Genomic DNA, 16,535 nt, shown 5'->3' with positions numbered 1-16,535 from the left:
CTTTACTTGGATGCAGTCTTGTCCAGACCGCCCACCTCGAAGAAGGTGTACGACAAGGTGATGGTCTTCACATCCTTCGGCAGCGCCGGATCGATGAAGAACACCACCGGCATCTGCCGTGCTTCGTTCGGCTTCATGGTCTGCTGCTTGAAGCAGAAACACTCGACCTTCTTAAAATGCGGCATCGCGCTTTGCGGTGCGTAACTCGGTATCGCCTGCGCGCTGACTTCGCGATTCTGGGTGTTGACCACCTCATACATCACCGTCGCCAGCTCGCCCGGATGCACCGTCATGCTGCGCATCACCGGGCGGAAACGCCACGGGCCTTGCGCATTGCCGTCAAACTCGATCACCACATCGCGCGTCTTGTCGATTTGCGTGTTGGTGTCGGCGCTGACCGTGCCATCCTTCTGCGTCAGCACGTTGATGCCCAGCGCTTCGCAGATCTGGCGGTAGAACGGGTTGAGCGCGTACGCAAACCCGAACATCAACACCGCCACCACGATCAGCTTGCCCAGCAGCGTGCGGTTCAGCCCGCCTGTTTCCTTTTCTTCGCTCACGTCAGCTCAGCCACATCCGCTTGACAAACACGGACAGGAAAAAGAACAGGGCCACGCCGGCCAACAGCAGCGCGGTCCTGGCGTTATTCGGCTTCTTCTGTTCGCTCATGATCATTTGAACTGCGGTGGCGTTTCAAAGGTGTGGAACGGCGCCGGCGATGGCACGGTCCACTCCAGGCCTTCAGCGCCATCCCATGGCTTGTCTGCGGCTTTCTTGCCACCACGGATGGTCGGCAGGATCACGAAGAACAGGAAGAACACCTGCGACAGACCGAAACCGAAAGCACCGATGGTGGCGATCATGTTGAAGTCCGTGAACTGCGCCGAGTAGTCGGCGTAGCGGCGCGGCATACCTGCCAGGCCCAGGAAGTGCATCGGGAAGAAGGTGATGTTGAAGGTGATCAGCGACAGCCAGAAGTGGGTCTTGCCCATGGCTTCGTTGTACATGTGGCCGGTCCACTTCGGCGACCAGTAGTAGAAACCGGCGAACAGCGCGAACAGCGAACCCGCCACCAGCACGTAGTGGAAGTGCGCCACCACGTAGTAGGTGTCTTGCAGCTGGATGTCGATCGGGGTCACAGCCAGGATCAGGCCGGTGAAGCCGCCGATGGTGAACACGAAGATGAAGCCGACCGCGAACAGCATCGGGGTTTCGAAGGTCATCGAACCCTTCCACATGGTGGCGATCCAGTTGAACACTTTAACGCCGGTCGGCACCGCGATCAGCATGGTGGCGTACATGAAGAACAGCTGCGAGGTCACCGGCATGCCGGTGGTGAACATGTGGTGGGCCCAGACGATGAACGACAGGATCGCGATCGACGCGGTGGCGTACACCATCGATGCGTAGCCGAACAGCTGCTTGCGGGCGAAGGCCGGCAGGATCTGCGAAACGATGCCGAAGGCCGGCAGAATCATGATGTAGACCTCCGGGTGGCCGAAGAACCAGAAGATGTGCTGATACATCACCGGGTCGCCGCCGCCGGCGGCGTTAAAGAACGAGGTGCCGAAGTGACGGTCGGTCAGGGTCATGGTGATCGCGCCAGCCAGAACCGGCATCACGGCGATCAGCAGGTAGGCGGTGATCAGCCAGGTCCAGCAGAACATCGGCATTTTCATCAGGGTCATGCCAGGAGCGCGCATGTTCAGGATGGTGACGATGATGTTGATCGAACCCATGATCGACGAGGCGCCCATCAGGTGCATCGCGAAAATCGCCATGTCCATGCCCGGGCCCATCTGGGTCGACAGCGGCGCGTACAGCGTCCAGCCGGCCGCGGTGGCGCCGCCAGGGACCAGGAACGAGGTCGCCAGCAGGATGGCCGCAGGTGGCAGCAGCCAGAACGAGAAGTTGTTCATGCGGGCGAAGGCCATGTCCGATGCGCCCACTTGCAGCGGGATCATCCAGTTGGCGAAGCCGACGAAGGCCGGCATGATGGCGCCGAACACCATCACCAGGCCGTGCATGGTGGTCAGCTGGTTGAAGAACTCCGGCTGGAAGAACTGCAGGCCCGGCTTGAACAGCTCGGTGCGGATCATCAGTGCCAACACGCCGCCGGACAGCAGCATGATGAACGAGAACCACAGGTACAAGGTACCGATGTCTTTGTGATTGGTGGCGAACAACCAGCGCGACAGACCATGGGGATGGTCGTGAGCGTGATCGTGATCGTGTGCGTGATCCAAGGTGCTAGTGCTCATTTGTAACGCTCCTGATTACTTACGTGCAGCCACAACTTCGGCTGGTTGAACGATGTTTTCGGCGGCCTTGTTCGACCAGCTGTTACGGGTGTAGGTGATGACAGCCGCAATATCCGTATCCGACAGTTGCTTCCAGGCTGGCATTTCAGCGCTGTACTTGCCGCTCTTCTTACCGTGCAGCAGAACGTTGATCTGTTCCGCCTTAGGACCGTTGACCGTTTCCGAACCGTCCAGCGGTGCGAACGTGCCTGGCACGCCCTTGCCGTTGGCCTGGTGGCAGACCACGCAGTTGGTGGCGTAGACTTTTTCGCCCTTGGTTTTCAGCTCGTCGATCGTCCAGGTCTTGCTTGGATCGTCAGCCAGTGCGGCCATTTCTTTTTTCTTGCCGTCGACCCAGACTTTGTACTCTTCGTCGGTGACGACCTTGACCACGATAGGCATGAAGGCGTGTTCTTTGCCGCACAGTTCGGAGCAGTAGCCGCGATAGGTGCCGGTGTGTTCAGCCTTGAACCAGGCGTCGCGCACGAAGCCGGGAATCGCATCCTGCTTGACGCCGAAGGCCGGGATCGACCACGAGTGGATCACGTCGTTGGCGGTGGTGACCATGCGGATTTTTTTGTTCACTGGAACGACGACATCGTTGTCGACTTCCATCAGGTAGTTGTCGCCGCGCTTCTCGGTTGGTTCGAAACCAGGGGCGCCCACTTGCGAGCGCGGGGTCGACAGGGTGGACAGGAAGGAAATGCCTTCGCCCTCGCCCTTCAGGTAGTCGTAGCCCCATTTCCACTGCATGCCGGTCACTTTGATGGTGATGTCGGCGTTGGAGGTGTCTTTCATGCCGACCACGGTGCGGGTCGCAGGCAAGGCCATGCCGATGACGATCAGGAACGGCACCACGGTCCAGGCGATTTCAACCGCGGTCGATTCGTGGAAGGTGGCCGGCTTGTGGCCCAGCGATTTGCGGTGCTTGAAGATGGAGTAGAACATCACGCCGAACACGGCGACGAAGATGACCAGGCAGACCAGCATCATCCAGGTATGCAGATTGTAGATTTCGGTCGCGATCTGGGTCGCTGGAGGTTGCAGATTAAGCTCACCGGCAACGGGACCCCCGGTACCGCCGGTCGCTGCAGCATAGGTACCCACTGAGGTGCCTACCGCGCTTGCCGCCTTGTCAGCCGCCCACGCTGGGATACTTGCCGCCGTTACCGACAGCCCGAGCATCAACGATTGAAGTCGCTTCGCATGTTTCATGTTTTCCCCAACCACCCAAGAAATTAAAATATTTTTTTAACGACTCCGGATTTCGGTGAACTGAACCGGCGCCGCTCCTTAAACAACTTCAGGCCCCTTGCCAGTCTCGTCCGAAAAATTCTTCATGACGCGACCCCGGCGGGACCTTGAGGCCTTTCACTTCATCCCCAGATACTGCCCAGGGACAACGCAAAAGCCTGATTCTGCTTAATTCAAATGCTTGTTCGTGCTCGTTTTTGCCTGTCTATTGCTCCGCTCGCTGGTTTATAGCTGGCGACGTGACTTGCTGGCAAAATTAGTCAATGATTATATATAACAACATGGCCCCGCTCAAGAAATAATCCAAATCACAACTATGGCGTAGCCCGTGGCACCACAGTGTGCCAGCAAAGCCGCTACTGGCGCGGCTTTCGTGGTAAATCAAATCGGATGATCGCTTCGCCCTTGGAGGTCATTTTGGGCGCCGGACGGAAGGCGTGGCCGTAAATCACCTCGAAAGTCAGGCCCAGCTTGCCATCTGCGCGACGGCCTTTTTCCAGCGTCGCCAGCATGCGCTGCCAGGCCTGTTTGCCCATCAAACCGCGCCGCAGCGTGCTCATTGGGTTGCCGCCCAGCGCGCGCACGTCGGCCAGCAGGGCCTGCGGCGTGTCGTAGGTGACGGTGATGACTTCCATGTCCAGCACCGGTGTCGAAAAGCCAACTTCCACTAACTGATCGCCAAAATCGTGCATATCCACGAAAGGCAGCGCGTGCTGGGCCAGGTCGGCCTCGGCAAAGGCGGCGCGCAGTTCGCGGAAAGTGTCCGGACCGAAGCAGGAAAACATCAGCAGGCTGTTCACGCGCAGCACGCGGCGCCACTCGGCGAACACGCGGTCCGGCTGCGGATGCCAGTGCAGCGCCAGGTTGGACCAGACCAGGTCCACCGTGTTCGGTCCCAGCGGCAGCTCGGCGAAGTCGCCGCACAGCAGGTCGACGCCGGTCTTGGCCGGCAGTAGCTTGCTCAGCAGCTGGTTCAGCGACGATTGTTTCGCCGCCGGGCCTTGCGCGGCGCGCACCATGGCTTCGGCCGCATCAATACCGAGTATTTGCGCGGCAGGATAAGATTTCTGCAACAGTGCCAGATCGGCACCGGCGCCGCAGCCGGCGTCCAACACGCGCTGCGGGCCGACCTTGATCAGTTCCAGCCGGTCGAACATGCGCGACGAGATTTCGCGACGCATGAAATCGGACGGCGCGATGCGCTCGGGACGGTTGAACAGCGCGCGCACGCGCTCCCGGTCGATCGGGGCGCTCAGCTTCGGGGGATTTGCGGGGACTTGCATGATGTGGTTCGGTGTAGTGCGATAATGTCGGCAGTGTACATGGTTGAACGCAAACGCGTCCTGGAGCTTCGATGCTTGCCACTCCGAGAATCGGTACGATCGGCACAATCAGCGCCCTGCTCCATCGCAGCGGTTCGGCCTTGCTGCGCGGCCTGCTGCCGGCCTCCTGCGCGCTGTGCGCCGCCGCCAGCGGCGAGTTGCTGTGTCCCGCCTGCGCCGCCCAGTTCTTCGGCGCCGAGGCCGCCATTGTTCGCTGTCCGCGCTGCGCCAATCCGCTGCCGGACTCGGCAAAAGGCCAGTTGTGCGGCGGCTGCCGTGTCGAGCCGCCGGCCTTCGACGTCACGCTGGTCGCCGCCGACTACGCCATGCCGCTGGACCAGCTGGTATTGCAGCTGAAATTCGGCCACCGTCTCGCGCTGGCAACACTGTTTGCCCGCCTGCTGCGCGACGCCGTCCTGCAACAGCCCGGCTTCACCTTGCCCGCCCTGCTGTGCCCGGTGCCGCTGGGCCCCCGCCGGCTGGCCGAACGCGGCTACAATCAAGCCCTGGAGATCGCGCGGCCGCTGGCGCGCAGCCTGGGCGTGGCGCTGCATCCACGCTTGGCCAGTCGCGTGCACGAGACCGCGGCCCAGAGCAGCGTCGCACCCGAGCAGCGGCGGCACAATATCGCCGGCGCGTTTGCGATCCCGGACGCGGCGCTGGTGCAGGGCCGCCACATCGGCGTCGTCGACGACGTCATGACCAGCGGCCGCACGCTGAATGAACTGGCGGCAACGCTGAAGCGCCACGGCGCCGCGCGCGTGAGCAACCTGGTGTTTGCCCGCACGCCGCCACATTGAATTTGAAAGAGGAGAACCACTTTGTTTCACGTCGTACTAGTCCAACCCGAAATCCCCCCAAACACCGGCAACGTGATCCGGCTGTGCGCCAACACCGGCGCGCAACTGCATTTGATCGAGCCGCTGGGCTTCCCACTGGAAGACTCCAAGCTCAAGCGCGCCGGCCTGGACTACCACGAATACGCGCAGATGAAAGTCCACCCGGACTGGTCGACCTTCCTGGCCGAGGTGCAGCCGGACCCGGCCCGCATGTTCGCCATGACCACGCACGGCTCGTCGCCGTTCGCCGACGCCGCCTTCAAGCCGGGCGACGTGTTCGTGTTCGGCTCGGAAACGCGCGGCCTCGATCCGGCCTTCCGCGAAACTTTCCCGCCGGCCCAGCGCATCCGCCTGCCGATGCGTCCCGACAACCGCAGCCTGAACCTGTCGAACACGGTGGCCGTGGTGGTGTTCGAAGCCTGGCGCCAAAACGGCTACGCCGGCGGAGCATAAGGCCATGCTGATCCGCTCCGCCCTGTTGTGCCTGATGCTGATGGTCAGCGCACACGCGGCGGAGCCGATGACTTTGTACACGGAAGACTATCCGCCCTTCAGCTGGGTCGATAAAAACAGCGGCAAGGTGGTCGGCCTGGCGGCCGACATCGTCACCGAGCTGATGCAGCGGGCCGGCGTGCCGACCACGCAGCCCATCGTCGCGCCGTGGGCGCGGGCGATGGTGCTGACCATGAGCACTGCCAATTCCTGCCTGTACACCACGGCCCGCGTGCCCGAGCGCGAGGACAACTACCAGTGGGTCGGTCCGATCGGCCAGAACAACTGGGTGCTGTTCGCCCGGCGCGACGACCACATCAAACTCAACAGCCTGGACGAAGCGGCCGGCTACCAGATCGGCACCTTCATCGGCGACGCCTCGGTGACCTTCCTGCGCGAGCACAAGCTACGGGTGGCGATCGTGCCCAACGACAGGCTGAATCCGCCCAAGTTGCAAAAGCAGCGTATCAAGCTGTGGTCGGTTGGACGGATGTCGGGCCTGTTTCTGCAACGCGAACTGGGCATTGACGACTTCGAACAGGTGCTGTCCTTCGCGCACGCCGAGATGTACCTGGCCTGCCACAAGGACATGGACAAGGCCGAGGTGGCGCGGCTTAATGACATCCTGCGCGGCATGTATCGCGACGGTACCATCCGCCGCATCTATGTGCAGTATGGCTACGAGAAGGAAATGCCGCGCTAGCCCACGAGCAATCGCAGGGGCAACGTTTTGGAACGTCAGCGTTCGGTTGTGCTTTCCGAGGCGCGCACACCCAGGTAGCCCTTGATCGATGCGATCACCAGCGGCAGCGCGCCAAACAGGATAAACACCAGATCGCCAGGCAGGCGCAGCCATTCAATCAAGCGCGACCGCTCGCTGCCTATGTAGTCGAGGCTGCGTGCATGCCAGTAGCCGTTCTGGAGCACGTCCCAGACCTGCAGCACGCCGCTGGGGAACAAGCTCATGGTGACCATCATCGCCAAGCCGCCGTTGCAGCCCCAGAAGGCGACCTTGATGTATTTCTCGATGCCAGCCCAGCGCATATCGTCGCTGGTCTGGCGCAGCACGAACACCATCAGCGCGATCGCCAGCATGCCGAACACCCCCATCATCGCGGCATGGCCATGACTCGGCGTCAGTTGGGTGCCGACCTCGTAGTAACTAACGATGGGCAGATTGATCAGGAAGCCGAACATGCCGGCCCCCACGAAATTCCAGAAGCCCACCGCCATCAGGAAATAGAACGTCCACTTGTGCGGTATGGCGATCGCCTTGCCGCTTGCATCGCGCGCGCCGCGCGTGGTGCGCACGAAATCCCACGCATCCAGCGTCAGCAAGGTGAGCGGCACCACCTCGAGCACCGAAAACAGCGCCGACAGCGCCATGTTGACGTTGGTTTGTCCGCTGAAATACCAATGATGGCCAGTGCCCATCAATCCACCGAGAAAATACAAGATGGCGTCCAGATAGATCACCCGCAGCGCGACATTGCGGCGCGTCAGGCCGAGCTGGTAGAAAGTCAGCGCCACCACCGTGGTGGCGAAGAACTCGAAAAATCCTTCCACCCACAAATGGATGATCCAGAAGCGCCAGGTGTCGACCACCGTGAAATTAGTCTTGGCGCCAAAGAACAGCGCCGGCACATAAAATACCGGGATGGCCAGCGCGGCGATCAGGAACATCTGGACGATGGGCCGGACCGCTTGCTGCGCCAACGCGCGCGGCCGCACCAAGGTCCATAGCAAGCCGAACCAGCCGAGCAGGCCGGCGACCAGCAAATACTGCCACACACGGCCGAGTTCCAGGTACTCCCAACCCTGGTTGCCAAACCAAAACCACCAGCGGCCAAGCAGCTGTGCAATGCCCAGCCATTCGCCGAGCAGGCTGCCGCCGATCACCAGCGCAAAGGCAGCGAACAGCACGTGGATCCAGCCGGCCAGCCAGCGCGGCTCTTCGGCGCGCAGCGAGCGACCGAGAAACAGGGCCGCCGCGACATAGGCTGTGGCAATCCAGAAGATCGCCATCTGCAAATGCCAGGTGCGCATCAGGTTGCTCGGAAAGACGCGCTCTAACTGGAAGCCGTAGAAACTGCCGGGGTCCGCGCGGTAATGGGCGACGGCGCCGCCCACCAGCGATTGCGCCAGCAACAGCAGTGCCACGACCACGAAAAATTTCACCAGCGCGTTTTGTCCCCGGCTCGATTTCCCCGGCAGCAGTTGCGGGTGCACCTGATGGCCACGCGTGATCCAGCCGAGGTAGTCGAATTTCCCGAACGCTAACAGCACGGCCGCAATGCCGGCCAATAGCACCATCAGGCTCAAGGCGCTCCACAACAGGGCGCTGGACGTGGGCAGGTTGCCGACGCTGGGATCGTAAGGAAAATTGTTGGTATAGGAGTAGTCCGCGCCCGGACGTTCGGCCACCGAAGCCCAAGCCGTCCACATGACGAAGGCGGTGAATTGACGCAACTCGCTTGCGTCGGTAATCAGGTCGGCCTTGAGTCCGCCATTGCGCGACGGTTCGCGGAAATACTCGGTCCAGTAACCGATCTGCTGGTGAAAGGTCGCTGCCTGTGGGTCGGTAAGCTGCAATGTCGCGGTGGCCGCATCATATCGATTGGTTTTGAGCGCCACCACGGTCTCGCCTTGCACCGCCGCTTGCTGCGAGCGCGGCAACGCGGCAAAAGGCTGCCGGTAGCGTTGCTGGGCGATGAACTCTGCGGTCTGCGCGCTCATGCTATGCAGGGTCGCGGCCGAAAAGTCCGGGCCGAGATAGGCGCCATGCCCCCAAATGCTGCCGTTGGCCATCAGGCCATACTTGAGAAATATGGCCTGGCCGTTGCCGATGTCGTCGCCGGTGAAGACGACGCCACCCTGCGCATCCACCACCTGCGCCGGGACCGGTGGGGCGTTCTGATAGGACAGCAGGGTAATCGTGATCAATCCGGCAAAACCCAGGCCCATCACGATCAGTATCGTGCGTATCCACCAGCGAGAGAGAGGGCCATCGTCTTCGGTCACCGGTAGTGCGGCTTCACTCATGATTACGCCTTCGCCCGTTATTTCCTGCGTTATGCATCAATAAGGACAGGCGCATCGTCCGCCTCCATCCGGCAGCCACCCACAATACGCCCTATGCATCACGGTTCTGTGCGTTAGCCCGCACAGGAAGGCGGAAATATGAACATGACCTTCACCGATTAACTATCGATGGGCAACGGTGCGGCAGCGGCCACCAATCGCTGTTCGCGCAGTTCGCGCCAGAAGCCGGTTGGAATCTCGACCTTCAACGCCGCCATGTCTTCGGCAATGCGTTCCGGCCGGCTGGCGCCAGGGATCGCCGCGGCGACGGCGGGATTGGCCAGCGAAAATTGCAAGGCTGCGGCCTTCACCGGAATGCCGTAGCGGTCCGCAATCGCCTTGATGCGCGCCACCTTGGCCACGATCTCTGGCGACGCCTGCTGATACTCGAAGTGCGTGCCTCCGGCCAGGATGCCTGAGCTGTACGGGCCGCCGACAACGATGTCGACCTGCCGCGCCGCAGCTGCCGGCATCAGGCGCTGCAAGGCGCGCTCATGATCGAGCAGCGTGTAGCGGCCCGCCAGCAGGAAACCGTCCGGTTGTGCTTCGCTCAGGTCCAGCGTCAGTTCCAATGACTCGACGCGGTTGACGCCCAGGCCCCAAGCCTTGATCACGCCCTCCTCGCGCAAGCGGGTCAACACGCGGAAGGCGCCGGTGCGCGCGATCTCGAACTGCGCCAGCCAGCCATCGCCGTAGAAATCCTGCGCCACGTCGTGCACCCAGACGATATCCAGGTGATCGGTGCCCAGCCGCTTCAGGCTGTCCTCTATGGAACGCAGCGTGGCGTCGGCCGAGTAGTCGTTGACGATTTTGTTCGGACGGCCGAACTCGAACAGGCCGCCCTTCTCGCCCAGGTCGCGCTTGCTGGTGTCCTCGGTTTCATCCAGGATCAGGCGGCCGACCTTGGTGCTCAGCACGTATTCATTGCGCGGACGCTTGGCCAGCGCCTGGCCGAGACGCATCTCGGACAGACCCGCACCGTAGAACGGCGCGGTGTCGAAAAAGCGGATCCCCTGCTCCCAGGCCGCATCGACGGTCGCGGCCGCCTCCTGCTCGGGAATATTGCGGAACATATTGCCCAGTGGTGCGGTGCCAAAACCCAGTACCGCGTTGTGCGGCAATTTATCCTTGAGACTCATGGTGTAAATCCTTTTCAGTTGAACGATGAGGCAAGTCTAGGTTGATTTAATCAGTCTGTCTAAGACATAATTAGCCATACTTAAGTCACGAAAGGTCTTACATGTTGGACTTGCGACAACTCCACTATTTCGTCGTGGTCGCCGAAGAGGAGCATGTGGGACGGGCGGCGGAACGGCTGCACATCTCGCAATCGCCGCTGAGCCGGCAGATCGCGCAACTGGAAGACAAGCTGGGACTGGTGCTGTTCGAACGCTCGCAGCAACGCATCCGCCTGACCGCCGACGGCAAGGTATTCCTCGCCGAAGCGCGCGCCTTCCTGACGCATGGCAACCGGCTGGAATCGCTGGCGCGCCGCCTGGGCAAGGGCGACGAAGGCGGCTTGTGCATCGGCTATCTGGAAAACGCCGTGCATTCCGGCGTGCTGCCGGACGCGCTGCGCGAACTGCGCGCGCACCGGCCGGCGGTCCACGTAGCGCTGTACAACTATCATTCGCCCGAACAGCTGGAAGGGCTGCGCCAGCGCAGCCTGGATATCGCGCTGGTCTGCGCCCCGCCGGCCGTCGACGATCCCGACCTGGATCGGATACAGGTGTTGAACGATCCGATGCTGCTGGCGGTGCCGGAAGGTCATCCGTTGGCGCGGGCGAAGAAAATCAAACCGGCCGACCTGGCCGATCAAAAATGGATAGGCGTGGTGCACCGCGATCATCCGCTGCGACATGACCAGTTCATCGCGGCCTGCGCCAAGGCGGGCTTTACGCCGACGATCACGATGGACGTGGCGGAACCGCAGGCGGCGTTGGGCATGGTGGCGGCCGGATTGGGTCTGGCGGTCATACAGGAAAGCTTGCGCTACCAGGCGCCGCGCGGCGTGGTGCTGCGTGAACTGCCATGGTTCAGCTACCGCACGCCGCTCTGGCTGGCCTGGCACAAGGTCAACCTGCGGCCGCTGGTGGAAATCTTCCGCCAGACGCTGATGGAAACCAGCCGCTTGCGCCTGAATGCGCAGCCTGTCGCTGCCAGTTAGGCGAGGCAGCGAGCGGGTCGCGGCTCCGCGTGCAGCCACACCGACCACGCCACGCCGGCGATCAACAGCACGATGGCCATCACCTCCAGCAGGCGCGGGGCCTGGTGCTGATAGAGGTAGCCGTACAGCATGCCGAACAGGATCTCGAACAGCAGCAATTGCCCGGACAAGGTCACCGGTACGCGGCGGCAAGCCATATTCCACAGCTGATTGCCGATCACCGAAGCGCCTGCGGCCACCAGCGTGATCAGGCCCCAGAAGCGTAGCCAATCGCGCGGCGGCGCGGTGGTTTGTTCCCCGCCACCGATGCAAAACATCACCAGTCCCATCGCCAACGCCACCAGGCCGCTGGCGATGCCGAACAGGCCGGACCAGTCGCCGCTGCTGAAGCGCGGGTTGCGCTTCAGGAAGCGCGTGTTGTCGACGGCGTACCAGGTCCAGCTGACCAGTGCGCCAACGGCGCACAACATCCCTGTCGCCACGGCCGACCATGCGGCATGTCCTGGCGGACTGGCGAATACTTCGACGTTGATGCACACCATGCCCACCGCCACCAATGCCAGCGGCCAGGCCAGCACACGCAGCGACACCGAACCGTGATCGCGCTGGCCCAACAGCGAAATCGTCAATGGCAGCAGTCCGATAATCAGGGAAGCGGCCGACACACCGGCCAGTTGCACGCCGCACGACAGCAGCAGGTAGTAGACGACGTTGCCGGCCAAGGCGTAGCGCAGCAGCACCAGGCAATCGGCGCGGGTCAGCCGACGCAACAGGCCGCCGAGGCGCGGTGCCAGCAGCACCAGCGAGATCAGCGCATAGGCCACGTAGCGCCCAAACATCAGCTCGAACGGGGAGAAATCCGCCAGCCACTTCGGCAGCACGAACACCATGCCCCACATCGATCCAGCCGCCAGGCCGCACAACACGCCATACCACATACCGCCTCCTGTCATTGAGCGGTCATTGTCGGCGCGGGCCGGGGTCAGGGATTGTGTGTGGCTGTCAGTTTTTTGTCTGGTTCTGCCGTTCGCGCTTGCGGTAGGCCAGCGGCGTGACATCCATCGCGCGGCGCATCGCGTGCGTCAGCGCGCTCTGGTCGGCGTAACCGGCCTGCGTCGCCAGCCGGGCGATGGGCAACTCGGTTTGCGCCAGCTGGCGGCAAGCCCAGCGCAGGCGCATGTCGGTCAGCCAGGCCAGCGGCGTGGTCTGCATCTCGTCGCGGAAGGCGCGGTGCAGGCTGCTCACGCTCATGTGCGCCGCCTTGGCCATCGTCTCAGTACTCCACGGCTGACCGGGATGGGCTTCGATCTGGCCCAGCGCGGCCAACAGGCGCGAGGCGGGACGGATTTCCTGCTGCGCCAGCGCTTCCAGCAGCAGCGGCATCCAATGGGCCAGCGTCGCCTCGCTGGCGCCGGACTGGGCGCGCAGCAGGCCGATGAAGTCGATCAGCTTGGCGGCGGCAGCGCTGATGGGTGCGTACGGCCGTTCGGACAATTTGGCGGCGGTGGCCTCCGGCACGGCGGCCAGGTCGAAGTCCAGTATCAATGACTGGTTCGGTCCGGTGGCGGAAGCCTCATGCACCAGGCCGGGCTCGACAAACGCGGCGCGCTGCGGATGGACTACGGCGCCGGAACCCTTGATATCCATGATCACCCTGCCCTTGATCGGCAACACCAGCTGGGCGAAGCTGTGCACGCCGGACAAGGGTTCGGCGACGTAGCTGCGGAGATCGAGTTCGGTCGGCATGGTGGCTACAGTGTAGCAGCCTCCTCCATCAACGGAAATACAGCATGCGGGTGAGGAAGGTGTAGTCCGATTCCATCCACATCAGCAAGGCCAGCACCAGCAGGCACAGCGGCGGCGCCAGCACCACGTAGATCAGCGCCGCGCGCTCCCAGCGCAGATGCATGAACACCGCCACGATCAGCCCGGCCTTGGCCATCATCAGCAACAGGATCAGCGTCCAGCGCAGATAGCTTTCGACGTGGAAGAAATCGACCAGGTAGGAAAACGTGCTGAGCACGAACAGCAACAGCCAGACCTTCAGGTACAAGCCGATCGGATGGGTGGCGGCTTCCATGGCAACTCCTACCAAAGATAAAACAGCGCGAAGATGAACACCCAGACCAAGTCGACAAAGTGCCAGTACAAGCCGGCGATCTCGACGATGTCGTAGTTGCCGCCGTGCTCGTAATGTCCGCGCCGCACGCGGCGGGCGATGATGCTCAGGTAGATTACGCCGGCAGTGACATGCAAGCCGTGGAAGCCGGTGATCATGAAGAAGCAGGCGCCGAACTGCGCCGCGCCGTCGGGATTGATCCACGGCCGCACGCCTTCAGCGATCAGCTTGCTCCACTCGAAGGCTTGCATGCTGACAAAGGTCGCGCCCAAGGCGGCTGTCAGCAGCATCAGCGCGGCGCAGCGGGCGCGCTCGCGCCGGTAGGCGTAGTTGACCGCCATCGCCATCGTGCCGCTGCTGGTAATCAGAATGAAGGTCATGATGGCGATCAGTATCAGCGGCAGCTTGGCGCCGCCTATCGTCAGCGAAAATACCTCGCTGGGATTGGGCCAGGCCGCCGTGGCCGAGATGCGCACCGACATATAGCCGGTGAGGAAGCTGCCGAAGATGAAGGTGTCGCTGAGCAGGAAGATCCACATCATCGCCTTGCCCCACGGGACGCGGAAGGCGGCGCGGTCGCCCGACCAGTCCGCCACCATGCCTTGCCAGCCGGCCGTGTCGTTTGGTTTGCTCATGGCCCGCCTCCGCAAATTTGATTCACCAGTTCCGGCGTCACGCAGAACAACAGGCCGAACATCGCCAGCCACAAGCCCAGCAGGAAATGCCAGTAGCGCGCGCATAGCTGGAGGGTCACGCTGTCGCGGCCAAGGTCGCGGTGCGCCCAGGCGGCCACCACCAGGCCGCCGATCACGTGCAGACCGTGCAAGCCGGTGATCAGGTAAAAGAAGCTGTTGGCGGGATTGCCGCCCAGTGTCAGATTGGCCGCGTCCATGATCTGCCACGCCCACAGCTGAGATGCCAGGAAGGCCAGCGAGCAGATACAGGCCGCAGCGTACGCCGTCCGCAACGCCAGCGCGCCACGCCCGCGCGCGGCATGCCACGTCCGTTGCCAAGCCACACTGGCGGCGGCCAGCAACGCGGTGCTCAGCCACAGCTGCACCGGAACGAAAGGCAGCGGACGCCAATCAGGCGCCGCCATGCGCATCACGTAGGCGCTGCTGAACAGGAAGAACAGCATGCCGATCACGCCCATGAACACCCACAGGCCGGTGCGCCGCCTGAGCATGTCGGCGTGGTTGCTCACCAGGTAGAGGCTGGGATTCATGGCGTCTCCGGTACCGGGACGGGCCGCCGGGCCGCCGCATCAGCCGGCGCCTGGTCTTGCGCCACATAGTCGCTGTCGCCGTCCTGCTGGCCGTACTCGTAGGCGCCGCGATACACCACCGGCGTTTGCTCGCCCCAGTTGCCGTGCACCGGCGGCGTCTGCGGCGTATGCCATTCCAGGCTGGCCGCGCGCCAGGGATTGCCGCCCGCCTCGCGGCCTCGGAAAGTGCTCCACCACAAATTCAGCACGAACAGCAATTGCGATACGCCGACAAACAAGGCGACGATGGTGATGAAGGCGTTCAGCGTCTGCGCCGATTCGGGAATGAAGGCGTAGTGCTCGTAAGCATAGTAGCGCCTCGGCATGCCCAGCAAACCCAGGTAATGCATCGGGAAGAAGATCAGATAGGTGCCGACGAAGGTGATCCAGAAATGCACCCGCCCCAGCATCACGTCGTACATGCGCCCGCTCACCTTGGGGAACCAGTGATAGAGCCCGCCAAACACCGCCAGCACCGGCGACACACCCATCACCATGTGGAAATGCGCTACGACGAAATAGGTGTTCGACAGCGGAATATCAACGCTGACATTCCCCAGGAACAGCCCGGTCAGCCCGCCGATGACGAAGGTGCTGATGAAACCGACGGCAAACAGCATCGGCACGGTCAGGTGTATATCGCCGCGCCACAAGGTCAGCGTCCAGTTGTAGACCTTGAGCGCGGTCGGCACGGCGATGATCAGCGTGGTGGTGGCGAAGAAGAAGCCGAAATACGGATGCATGCCGCTCACGTACATATGGTGCGCCCAGACGACAAAGCTCAGCCCGCCAATCACCACGATGGCCCACACCATCATCTTGTAGCCAAAGATCTGCTTGCGCGCATGCACGCTGATCAGGTCGGAAATGATGCCGAACGCCGGCAAGGCCACGATGTACACCTCCGGGTGGCCGAAGAACCAGAACAGGTGCTGGAACAACAGCGGGCTACCGCCCTGGTGCGGCAGGTGCTGCCCCATCGACACCACCGCCGGCATGAAGAAACTGGTGCCCAGCGTTTTATCGAGCAGCATCATGACGCCGCTGACAAACAACGCAGGGAACGCCAGCAGCGCCAGGATGGTGGCGGTAAAGATGCCCCACACCGTCAGCGGCATGCGCATCAGCGTCATGCCCTGCGTGCGCGCTTGTAGCACGGTGGTGACGTAGTTCAAGCCGCCCATCGTGGCGGCGGCGATGAATACCAGCAGCGACACCAGCATCACGATGATGCCCCACTCCGTGCCCGGTGTGCCGGGCAATATCGCCTGCGGCGGATACAGCGTCCAGCCGGCGCCGGTCGGTCCACCGGGGACGAAGAAGCTGGCCGCCAGTATCAGCACCGCCAGCAGGTAGAACCAGTAGCTGAGCATGTTCAGGAAGGGAAACACCATGTCGCGCGCCCCCACCATCAGCGGGATCAGGTAGTTGCCGAAGCCGCCCAGGAACAGCGCCGTCAACAGGTACACCACCATGATCATGCCGTGCATGGTCATGAACTGGTAATAGCGGCTGGCGTCGATAAAGGCGAACCTGCCGGGAAAGCCCAGCTGCAAGCGCATCAGGTCCGACAGCACCAGCCCCACCAGCCCGATCACCAGCGCCGTGATGGTGTACTGGATCGCGATCACTTTATGGTCCTGGCTCCACACGTAGCGCGTCCAGAAGCTGTGAGGATGCCCGCCGCCGTAGCTCAT

At 62.5% G+C, this 16,535-nt stretch carries 17 protein-coding genes; 4 read left to right on the top strand and 13 right to left on the bottom strand.

Annotated elements, in window-relative coordinates; genetic code table 11:
* Positions 1 to 2: 2 nt before the first annotated feature.
* The 5 genes from V6M89_RS00300 to V6M89_RS00280 all read right to left on the bottom strand — a co-directional run bounded on the left by V6M89_RS00300 (position 3) and on the right by V6M89_RS00280 (position 4,837).
* Positions 3 to 560 carry a cytochrome c oxidase assembly protein gene (locus V6M89_RS00300; RefSeq protein WP_332851280.1) on the bottom strand — a complete coding sequence of 186 codons (558 nt, stop codon included), beginning with the start codon at positions 558 to 560 and terminating at the stop codon, positions 3 to 5.
* A 1-nt stretch (position 561) separates the two neighbouring features.
* The gene (locus V6M89_RS00295) at positions 562 to 669 is read right to left on the bottom strand and encodes a cytochrome oxidase small assembly protein (protein WP_332851279.1); all 108 of its coding nucleotides are present in this window, start codon (positions 667 to 669) and stop codon (positions 562 to 564) included.
* A gap of 2 nt (positions 670 to 671) precedes the next feature.
* Positions 672 to 2,261, bottom strand: a complete 1,590-nt coding sequence (gene ctaD, locus V6M89_RS00290; RefSeq protein ID WP_152836748.1) for a cytochrome c oxidase subunit I — start codon at positions 2,259 to 2,261, stop codon at positions 672 to 674.
* Positions 2,262 to 2,276: 15 nt separating this feature from the next.
* On the bottom strand, positions 2,277 to 3,515 hold the full coding sequence (coxB, locus tag V6M89_RS00285) for a cytochrome c oxidase subunit II (RefSeq protein WP_332851278.1): 1,239 nt from the start codon (positions 3,513 to 3,515) through the stop codon (positions 2,277 to 2,279).
* Between the two features lie 395 nt (positions 3,516 to 3,910).
* A complete protein-coding gene (locus V6M89_RS00280) occupies positions 3,911 to 4,837 on the bottom strand; it encodes a methyltransferase domain-containing protein (RefSeq protein WP_332851277.1) in 927 nt (308 codons plus the stop codon).
* A gap of 71 nt (positions 4,838 to 4,908) precedes the next feature.
* Here V6M89_RS00280 and V6M89_RS00275 point away from each other — a divergent pair, with 71 nt between their 5' ends.
* Genes V6M89_RS00275 through V6M89_RS00265 form a run of 3 tightly spaced genes read left to right on the top strand, consistent with a single transcriptional unit; the run spans position 4,909 to position 6,910 of the window.
* Positions 4,909 to 5,676 (top strand): ComF family protein, encoded by a 768-nt coding sequence (locus V6M89_RS00275; protein ID WP_332851276.1) that lies wholly within the window; start codon positions 4,909 to 4,911, stop codon positions 5,674 to 5,676.
* Positions 5,677 to 5,697: 21 nt separating this feature from the next.
* Positions 5,698 to 6,168 (top strand): tRNA (uridine(34)/cytosine(34)/5-carboxymethylaminomethyluridine(34)-2'-O)-methyltransferase TrmL, encoded by a 471-nt coding sequence (gene trmL, locus V6M89_RS00270; RefSeq protein WP_332851275.1) that lies wholly within the window; start codon positions 5,698 to 5,700, stop codon positions 6,166 to 6,168.
* A 4-nt stretch (positions 6,169 to 6,172) separates the two neighbouring features.
* The gene (locus tag V6M89_RS00265; RefSeq protein ID WP_332851274.1) at positions 6,173 to 6,910 is read left to right on the top strand and encodes a substrate-binding periplasmic protein; all 738 of its coding nucleotides are present in this window, start codon (positions 6,173 to 6,175) and stop codon (positions 6,908 to 6,910) included.
* Positions 6,911 to 6,945: 35 nt separating this feature from the next.
* On the opposite strand, the gene V6M89_RS00260 is transcribed toward V6M89_RS00265, so the two are convergent.
* Together V6M89_RS00260 and V6M89_RS00255 are read right to left on the bottom strand one after the other, a co-directional pair.
* Complete coding sequence (locus tag V6M89_RS00260; RefSeq protein ID WP_332851273.1) at positions 6,946 to 9,249, bottom strand: nitric-oxide reductase large subunit; 2,304 nt, start codon at positions 9,247 to 9,249, stop codon at positions 6,946 to 6,948.
* Positions 9,250 to 9,407: 158 nt separating this feature from the next.
* Positions 9,408 to 10,427, bottom strand: coding sequence for an aldo/keto reductase (locus V6M89_RS00255; protein ID WP_332851272.1), 1,020 nt, complete (start codon positions 10,425 to 10,427; stop codon positions 9,408 to 9,410).
* 101 nt (positions 10,428 to 10,528) lie between these two features.
* Here V6M89_RS00255 and V6M89_RS00250 point away from each other — a divergent pair, with 101 nt between their 5' ends.
* Positions 10,529 to 11,455: a LysR family transcriptional regulator gene (locus tag V6M89_RS00250; protein ID WP_332851271.1), complete on the top strand. Its 927-nt coding sequence runs from the start codon at positions 10,529 to 10,531 to the stop codon at positions 11,453 to 11,455.
* Here the strand turns inward: V6M89_RS00250 and V6M89_RS00245 are convergent.
* The 6 genes from V6M89_RS00245 to ctaD (V6M89_RS00220) all read right to left on the bottom strand — a co-directional run bounded on the left by V6M89_RS00245 (position 11,452) and on the right by ctaD (V6M89_RS00220) (position 16,535).
* The gene (locus tag V6M89_RS00245) at positions 11,452 to 12,393 is read right to left on the bottom strand and encodes a DMT family transporter (RefSeq protein WP_332851270.1); all 942 of its coding nucleotides are present in this window, start codon (positions 12,391 to 12,393) and stop codon (positions 11,452 to 11,454) included. The genes V6M89_RS00250 and V6M89_RS00245 overlap by 4 nt on opposite strands.
* A 64-nt stretch (positions 12,394 to 12,457) precedes the next feature.
* Positions 12,458 to 13,201 carry an AraC family transcriptional regulator gene (locus V6M89_RS00240; RefSeq protein ID WP_332851269.1) on the bottom strand — a complete coding sequence of 248 codons (744 nt, stop codon included), beginning with the start codon at positions 13,199 to 13,201 and terminating at the stop codon, positions 12,458 to 12,460.
* 28 nt (positions 13,202 to 13,229) lie between these two features.
* Positions 13,230 to 13,535: a cytochrome C oxidase subunit IV family protein gene (locus V6M89_RS00235; RefSeq protein WP_332851268.1), complete on the bottom strand. Its 306-nt coding sequence runs from the start codon at positions 13,533 to 13,535 to the stop codon at positions 13,230 to 13,232.
* 8 nt (positions 13,536 to 13,543) lie between these two features.
* Positions 13,544 to 14,209 carry a heme-copper oxidase subunit III family protein gene (locus tag V6M89_RS00230; protein ID WP_332851267.1) on the bottom strand — a complete coding sequence of 222 codons (666 nt, stop codon included), beginning with the start codon at positions 14,207 to 14,209 and terminating at the stop codon, positions 13,544 to 13,546.
* Positions 14,206 to 14,799 carry a cytochrome c oxidase subunit 3 gene (locus V6M89_RS00225; RefSeq protein WP_332851266.1) on the bottom strand — a complete coding sequence of 198 codons (594 nt, stop codon included), beginning with the start codon at positions 14,797 to 14,799 and terminating at the stop codon, positions 14,206 to 14,208. Before V6M89_RS00225 ends, V6M89_RS00230 begins: the two co-directional genes overlap by 4 nt.
* Positions 14,796 to 16,535 (bottom strand): cytochrome c oxidase subunit I, encoded by a 1,740-nt coding sequence (ctaD, locus tag V6M89_RS00220; RefSeq protein WP_332851265.1) that lies wholly within the window; start codon positions 16,533 to 16,535, stop codon positions 14,796 to 14,798. Before ctaD (V6M89_RS00220) ends, V6M89_RS00225 begins: the two co-directional genes overlap by 4 nt.

The organism is Duganella sp. S19_KUP01_CR8 (genome assembly GCF_036688705.1).
Classification (GTDB): Bacteria; Pseudomonadota; Gammaproteobacteria; order Burkholderiales; family Burkholderiaceae_D; genus Rugamonas.
This window is presented reverse-complemented; position numbering and strand designations above follow the sequence as displayed.

Bases quoted from the DNA above. Each gene is read 5' to 3' on its own strand.
- V6M89_RS00230 (WP_332851267.1), bottom strand. From the start codon at position 14,209: ATGAGCAAACCAAACGACACGGCCGGCTGGCAAGGCATGGTGGCGGAC.
- V6M89_RS00240 (WP_332851269.1), bottom strand. From the start codon at position 13,201: ATGCCGACCGAACTCGATCTCCGCAGCTACGTCGCCGAACCCTTGTCC.
- V6M89_RS00275 (WP_332851276.1), top strand. From the start codon at position 4,909: ATGCTTGCCACTCCGAGAATCGGTACGATCGGCACAATCAGCGCCCTG.
- V6M89_RS00255 (WP_332851272.1), bottom strand. From the start codon at position 10,427: ATGAGTCTCAAGGATAAATTGCCGCACAACGCGGTACTGGGTTTTGGC.
- V6M89_RS00245 (WP_332851270.1), bottom strand. From the start codon at position 12,393: ATGTGGTATGGCGTGTTGTGCGGCCTGGCGGCTGGATCGATGTGGGGC.
- ctaD (WP_152836748.1), bottom strand. From the start codon at position 2,261: ATGAGCACTAGCACCTTGGATCACGCACACGATCACGATCACGCTCAC.
- V6M89_RS00250 (WP_332851271.1), top strand. From the start codon at position 10,529: ATGTTGGACTTGCGACAACTCCACTATTTCGTCGTGGTCGCCGAAGAG.
- V6M89_RS00280 (WP_332851277.1), bottom strand. From the start codon at position 4,837: ATGCAAGTCCCCGCAAATCCCCCGAAGCTGAGCGCCCCGATCGACCGG.
- V6M89_RS00235 (WP_332851268.1), bottom strand. From the start codon at position 13,535: ATGGAAGCCGCCACCCATCCGATCGGCTTGTACCTGAAGGTCTGGCTG.
- ctaD (WP_332851265.1), bottom strand. From the start codon at position 16,535: ATGAGCTACGGCGGCGGGCATCCTCACAGCTTCTGGACGCGCTACGTG.
- coxB (WP_332851278.1), bottom strand. From the start codon at position 3,515: ATGAAACATGCGAAGCGACTTCAATCGTTGATGCTCGGGCTGTCGGTA.
- V6M89_RS00295 (WP_332851279.1), bottom strand. From the start codon at position 669: ATGAGCGAACAGAAGAAGCCGAATAACGCCAGGACCGCGCTGCTGTTG.
- V6M89_RS00260 (WP_332851273.1), bottom strand. From the start codon at position 9,249: ATGAGTGAAGCCGCACTACCGGTGACCGAAGACGATGGCCCTCTCTCT.
- V6M89_RS00225 (WP_332851266.1), bottom strand. From the start codon at position 14,799: ATGAATCCCAGCCTCTACCTGGTGAGCAACCACGCCGACATGCTCAGG.
- V6M89_RS00265 (WP_332851274.1), top strand. From the start codon at position 6,173: ATGCTGATCCGCTCCGCCCTGTTGTGCCTGATGCTGATGGTCAGCGCA.